The sequence below is a fragment of the Streptomyces sp. NPDC005533 genome (genome assembly GCF_042871845.1).
Classification (GTDB): domain Bacteria; phylum Actinomycetota; class Actinomycetes; order Streptomycetales; family Streptomycetaceae; genus Streptomyces.
On record NZ_JBIAJH010000187.1, the window covers coordinates 1 to 1389 of the forward strand.

1 protein-coding gene is annotated in these 1389 nt (G+C 69.0%); it reads right to left on the reverse strand.

Features of this window, described 5'->3' with window-relative positions:
• Positions 1-121 precede the first annotated feature (121 nt).
• On the reverse strand, positions 122-1330 hold the full coding sequence (locus tag ACFYP3_RS37835; protein ID WP_388842660.1) for an IS701 family transposase: 1209 nt from the start codon (positions 1328-1330) through the stop codon (positions 122-124).
• Between the last annotated feature and the right edge of the window lie 59 nt (positions 1331-1389).

Here is a 1389-nt window from a genome sequence, read left to right on the forward strand (position 1 = left end):
CTAGTAGTGCTTTGTTAGGTGGTGTCGTAGGGCTGCCATGGGACGGTTTGCTGGCAGGTGGGGCAGGTGCCGGTCCAGGTGGCGATGAGGTGTTGGATGAGGTCCAGGGCCTGGTAGAGGGTCAGGCCCTGGCAGGGGCTTTTGGGCTCCTCCGCAGTTCGGTGAGGAACAGGTGGGCGGCGGTGACGAGGGTGACGTGCCGGTGCCAGCCGGTGAACGAGCGTCCCTCGAAGTGGTCGAGACCCAGAGCGGTTTTCAGCTCGCGGTAGTCGTGCTCGATCCGCCACCGGGCTTTCGCCAGGCGGACCAGATCCTTGGCGGGGATGTTCGCGGGCAGGTTCGAGATCCAGTACTTCACCGGTTCTTCCTCGCCCTCGGGCCACTGCGCGATCAGCCAGGACAGCGGAATCGTGCCGTTGGCGGCCGGTTTGGGACGACGGCCGGCGAGCCGAACCCTGAGCAGTACGAAGTGCGAGCTCATGGCCGCTTTCGAGCCCTTGCGCCAGGTCACGGTCCGGCCGCTGCCGCGGCCTGCGGCCAGCACGTGCTCGCGCAAGGAGACGGGGCGGGTGCGGTAACGGGGCAGCGGCCGGGGGCCGAGGCCGCCGTAGTCGGGCTGGTGCGGCACCACGTCTTCGCGGTGGGCGGTCATCTCGCCTTTGACCTGCAGAACGTAGGCCAGGCCCCGCTCGTCCAGACCACGCCGGAAGTCGGCGTTCGCGCCGTAGCCGGTGTCCGCGACCAGGGCGGCGGGCCGCAGGCCGGTGGCGGCGAGTTCGTCGAGCATGTCCAGGGCGAGCTGCCACTTGGGCCGGTGGTGCACGGTGTCGGGGATCCGGCAGGCCTGTCGGCGGGCTTCGGCGTCGTGCCCGTCCCAGGCGGCGGGGAGGAACAGGCGCCAGGACAGTGGGCACGAGGCGGTATCGGACGCGGCGTGGACGCTGACGCCGATCTGGCAGTTGCCGACCTTGCCCAGGGTGCCGGAGTACTGGCGGGCCACCCCGGGCGAGGCTTTGCCGTCCTTGGGGAAACCGGTGTCGTCCACGACCCACACCTCAGGGCGGACCACGGCCACCGCCCGCCACGCCAATCGGGCCCGAACCTCCTCGACCGGCCAGGTCGAGGACGTCATGAACTGCTGCAACCGCTGATGGTCCACCCCCAGACGCTCGGCCATCGGCTGCATGGACTTGCGCCGGCCGTCCAGCAACAGCCCCCGCAGATACAACTGGCCCTTCTCCAGCCAGTCCCGCCGCACCAACGGTGCGAACACCTCGGAAGCGAACTCCTCCAGCCGAACCCGCACCGCCGCCAGCTCCCCAGCCCTCATACAGCCAGCGAACTACCGAACACCCGACGTGACAAGACCGGCTAACAAAGCACTACTAG

What these genes read in the sequence shown, in the direction of transcription:
- ACFYP3_RS37835 (WP_388842660.1), bottom strand. Translation starts at nt 1,330, where the DNA reads ATGAGGGCTGGGGAGCTGGCGGCGGTGCGGGTTCGGCTGGAGGAGTTC.